Raw genomic sequence first — 4,248 nt, forward strand, 5'->3', positions numbered from 1 at the left:
TCATTAATGATTCCATCCCTTACAAGAAATTAAATAACAATGATGTTAATAAGATAATGTCTTAGTTGATAATTAAACTTTACGTTTTGCTTTAATTAAACCCTACAACTCAAAATCAAAAAGTATTATTACAAATCGAAAATAATTTGGGAGTATGATTAAAAACGTGACTTGCCTTACAGTTCCAGTGAAATGTTACACGCATGTAAATTATCGTAAGGCGCTGAAATAAATAAGCTTTACTTAATTTCAACTTTATCAACAAGCAGGTAAGCCTTTGTTAATTAGAGATAAACCAACACTTCCTAGCTTGTTTCAAGAAGAATGCAATGTGGGAATTTGAAATGATTGATCATGAGAATAATAGGAAAGACCTTATTACTCATTAATAAATATTTAATGATGGTTATATATAAGATTCAATATGAATTATAGGGTAAATAGAAAAAGCCAGCATTATAGGTAGCATAAAAAAGCCTACTCAATCTATGAGTAGGCTTTAGTTATTCTCTTGGAAAAATAGAGTAATTAAAATTCAGTGACGAATAGCCATATTAAATAGGAATCGGCTCCTACTTCGTGAATGTTTCATTAGTATTTACATCTAGATAAATTTTGTTTTCAAGAGACAACCCACCACAATAAATAAAATAAACGTCTCGGTTGCTGTATTTAACTGATTTAACCCAACCGCCTAACTCTTCAAAATCACTTGGGTCGCACTCCCCTTCAGAGATAAGTTTAGCTACCGTGTTGCGGAACTTCTCTTGATGGAGCTTCAGATCATCGGATTTAGATAAGTATGAATCTAGTATCTCTCTGTTTTCTTGCTCAGAGATAATCACTTCATCACTAGATAGCCCAGACATTGAAATCCATTCCGCCGTCTGTGGTCCGCCTTCCTTTAAAACAATATAGTCAGAGATACGAGCCCATTCGCCTTGCTTCTCTAGTAGTTCGACCTTTTCACCCTTATAAAGATAGTCGGTTATCAAACCATCAATTTCGGGCTGCTCGACTACTTTTAGTTTTCTATCTAAAACGTAGAACTCAGTCTGTTCTGGCTCAGGCTGAGTAGTAGTGAGGGATGCAAGGTCAGATTCAGATTGCGCCGCGACTTCAACAGCCGGCGCTTCCTCTTTCTCTGGCGGAGTGGGGTCTTTTTTCATGACGAAGAAATAGTATGCAGCCCCTCCTCCGCCCAATATTAATAACACAAGTAAAGCGATCAGCGCTTTTTTCATCAAATCCACCAGCTCTTCCGTTTTAGGTATGTTTCAAGTGTACATCAACTCATGTTGCTGCTCATCTATACTCTTAATAGAGAGCGAGTTAAGTAGAGGTAAATCATGAATTTTTTGGTGAAGGTTGTCATTATAAGTGTACCTCTGAGTGCCGATATCGCGTTAGCAGACCATTGTGACCGTGAAAACTGGCAAACACTGTTAGATCGCCAGTTATCATTTGAAGAACGCTATAATCAATACACCAAAGAATTTAACCAAGTTCTCTCGACCTATGAATCACAAACGTTGCTATCTAAACATTTCAACGAAAAGCAGATCATTGGGCTTTGGGCAAAGTACGAACAAAGATTTAATGTGCAGCTCAATAGTCATATGCATACCGCTTATGATGTCTCTGAGGTTCTATTAAAACAAGCGTATATTGTGTCTACAGAACTAGATGGAGCGGAGTCTCTAACGCATTCGTGGCAAACCATAGCTAAACACTGCGCTAAAGCAAGACTACCGCGTCAAACAGAAAGTGCACAGGTACATGTACAAAGCTCACAATCACTCTCGCAAGATCTTCATACACTCAGTAAAAAATTTCGTCAGCTCTCTTCAAAATACCGTAAAGAAGCGACGATGATTGACGAAGCTCGCCACACAAACCAACCGATAAACGATGTACAAAACTAAAATGATTACTCACTTGCTTAACTTGATTATCCCAATAATCATAGTTCGAACAAACCAACACATTCAGAAATACAATCAATCAAAGCTTTATCAATAAGTTGTAAAACTAATGTGGTAACTATCAACAATGACGTTCAATTTCCGACCAATGCAAGCGACTATGTGAGATATTCATCACAAAATAGATTTACAAACGCCAGAAAATTGTTATCATGATTATTCATATAACTTAATAACAAGAAATATTTTGGCTAGGTAATATGCAAAAAACTATGGCTTTCAACTGCTTGAGTAACACGGAAGGGACTGCAGAGATAAGAGGTAAACTTTTATCTGTCGCTAAACACATGGAAGAGTTCGGTTCAGTAAGTGAGCTAGAGCTATGTAAGATATTTGGAGAGACGATTTGGAATGACGGTGTGGATTATCATTCACATGCTTTTTCATTCAGAATCAACGCTCAAACCGGGGATTGTTCAATCTCTAACTTTAAGTATCACTAAGTTTTGCACCTATCATATACGGAGTACCTTTCACGAGGTGCTCCGTTTTTTATTGTTGCGTATCCGCATTCGTCAGATAGCCGTTAATAGCGACCGTACTTCCTATTAGTCATAAAATCATTTCGTTTTCAGCTCATGTCATCGGGCAGCGTGTCACCTACCTACGGCTTAGTCGGTATAAACTGTTAGTTCGTATAGCCCGTTTGTTCGTATAAACAGTCAGTCCGTATAAACCGGAAGTGGCGCATTGCCTTTCACTTGCCTAATCGCAAGATGGGTATGTATGTCTTTTACGTTGGAGAGTCGCTGTAGCTTTCTGGTAAATGCTTCGTAAGCCATCAAGTTAGGGCTGACAACTTCTAACAAGTAATCATAAGCCCCAGATACAACGTGGCAGCTGATGACCTCTTCCATCTCGACAACAGCACTTTCAAATTTATCAATCGACACTTCTTGGTGGTTGTTCAAGCTCACCTCAACAAACACGCTCATTGCGATGCCGACCTGTTCCCGTGACAGGCTCACACGGTAACCATCAATAATCCCTTTTTCTTCCAGTCTTTTGATGCGCCTCGCGCACGGTGAAGCCGATAAGCCAACTTCATCAGCTAACTCAGCGGTGGTTAGCCTGCCGTCTTTCTGAAGCAACTCAAGAAGATGTCTATCAATCCTATCCATAGCAAATACCAATTATTGGTTAAATTCGTTAACAATTGGCAAGATATTAGCAGAAATCATCAACTACAACTCAAGTTAGAACAAAACTTGCCAACCTATGGCACACCAAGTACCCCATAATTAATCATCATTCACTTTCCTTGTTTATTATGAAGCTTGGCTATTTATCAATTACTGTCACTCTGCTCATCTGGGCGAGCTTTTTCCTTTCTCTTAAAGGCGGCGCAAATTCAGATTTAACACCTGCAGACATCGCACTGACTCGATTCCTCATGCCAGCATTGGCGTTATTACCTTTGGTGTGGAAAGCACGTAGCACGATCGCTGCTGTCCCGAATCGATACTTGGCCGGTATGTTTGTGGGGTGCGGGTTACCTTATTTACTCGTTGCAGGAACAGCCATGCAGTTCGTTCCGGTATCACACGGGAGTGCTTTAGTTCCGGGAACGCTTCCTCTATTCGTAACAGGGATCGCGGTACTCTTTTTTAAGCAGCCGCTTAGCCGACACCGTGTCGTTGGTTTAGGTCTGGTTTCGCTTGGGATATTGTTGTTTCTGGGAAGTAGCTTAAGCAGCTTCAACTTTGAATATACCAAAGGTCACGTGTTGTTTTTGTTTGGCAGTTTGATGTGGGCGACTTTTACCATCTCAGCACGTGTTGCCAACCTTAATGCGCTCGTGAGTGCAGGTTTTATCTCATTCTGTTCCACCTTGCTGTTGCTGGTCCTTATCCTTACAGGAACCCTCCCTAGCCATTTAATGAGCACACCAATTGCTCAATGGCCAGTCACAGAGCTTGCCGTACATTCAGCGGTGCAAGGCGTCGGTGCAGGCTTAATAGCGGCATTCACTTATCTATATGCTGTTAATACACTAGGAGCAGAACGCTCAGCCGCTTTTGGTAGTGCAACACCTGCTGTTGCAACCTTGTTGGCGATCCCACTGTTCAACGAAATTCCGGATACGATGACTTGGTTAGCGCTTGGTTCAATTTGTATCGGCAGCTTGGTCGCGAGCAACATTTTCATGAGAAACGACCAGTCTATGCAATATCAACCGCCAAGCCATAGCAAAGCCTGATACTGCGTTCAAACCTAAATACAGTTTCCCTAAACATCAATTTTAGGGCTTGTAGTACATAGA

The 4,248-nt window shown here is 40.6% G+C and carries 5 protein-coding genes; 3 read left to right on the top strand and 2 right to left on the bottom strand.

Features of this window, described 5'->3' with window-relative positions:
• Nucleotides 1–572: 572 nt before the first annotated feature.
• The gene (locus AB4653_RS04585) at nt 573–1,253 is read right to left on the bottom strand and encodes an SH3 domain-containing protein (protein WP_102258331.1); all 681 of its coding nucleotides are present in this window, start codon (nt 1,251–1,253) and stop codon (nt 573–575) included.
• 96 nt (nt 1,254–1,349) lie between these two features.
• Between AB4653_RS04585 and AB4653_RS04590 the strand changes: the two genes are divergently transcribed.
• Together AB4653_RS04590 and AB4653_RS04595 are read left to right on the top strand one after the other, a co-directional pair.
• Nucleotides 1,350–1,925 (top strand): hypothetical protein, encoded by a 576-nt coding sequence (locus AB4653_RS04590; protein WP_017097491.1) that lies wholly within the window; start codon nt 1,350–1,352, stop codon nt 1,923–1,925.
• A 260-nt stretch (nt 1,926–2,185) separates the two neighbouring features.
• Nucleotides 2,186–2,428: a hypothetical protein gene (locus AB4653_RS04595; RefSeq protein WP_009845471.1), complete on the top strand. Its 243-nt coding sequence runs from the start codon at nt 2,186–2,188 to the stop codon at nt 2,426–2,428.
• A 219-nt stretch (nt 2,429–2,647) separates the two neighbouring features.
• On the opposite strand, the gene AB4653_RS04600 is transcribed toward AB4653_RS04595, so the two are convergent.
• Nucleotides 2,648–3,106, bottom strand: coding sequence for an Lrp/AsnC family transcriptional regulator (locus AB4653_RS04600; protein ID WP_009845472.1), 459 nt, complete (start codon nt 3,104–3,106; stop codon nt 2,648–2,650).
• Between the two features lie 149 nt (nt 3,107–3,255).
• On the opposite strand from AB4653_RS04600, the gene AB4653_RS04605 reads away from it, so the two are divergent.
• Nucleotides 3,256–4,185 carry a DMT family transporter gene (locus tag AB4653_RS04605; protein WP_009845473.1) on the top strand — a complete coding sequence of 310 codons (930 nt, stop codon included), beginning with the start codon at nt 3,256–3,258 and terminating at the stop codon, nt 4,183–4,185.
• The last annotated feature ends 63 nt before the right edge of the window (nt 4,186–4,248 follow it).

Source organism: Vibrio sp. 10N.222.48.A3 (genome assembly GCF_041475345.1).
Lineage (GTDB): Bacteria > Pseudomonadota > Gammaproteobacteria > Enterobacterales > Vibrionaceae > Vibrio > Vibrio tasmaniensis_A.

What these genes read in the sequence shown, in the direction of transcription:
- AB4653_RS04590 (WP_017097491.1), top strand. Translation starts at nt 1,350, where the DNA reads ATGAATTTTTTGGTGAAGGTTGTCATTATAAGTGTACCTCTGAGTGCC.
- AB4653_RS04600 (WP_009845472.1), bottom strand. Translation starts at nt 3,106, where the DNA reads ATGGATAGGATTGATAGACATCTTCTTGAGTTGCTTCAGAAAGACGGC.
- AB4653_RS04595 (WP_009845471.1), top strand. Translation starts at nt 2,186, where the DNA reads ATGCAAAAAACTATGGCTTTCAACTGCTTGAGTAACACGGAAGGGACT.
- AB4653_RS04605 (WP_009845473.1), top strand. Translation starts at nt 3,256, where the DNA reads ATGAAGCTTGGCTATTTATCAATTACTGTCACTCTGCTCATCTGGGCG.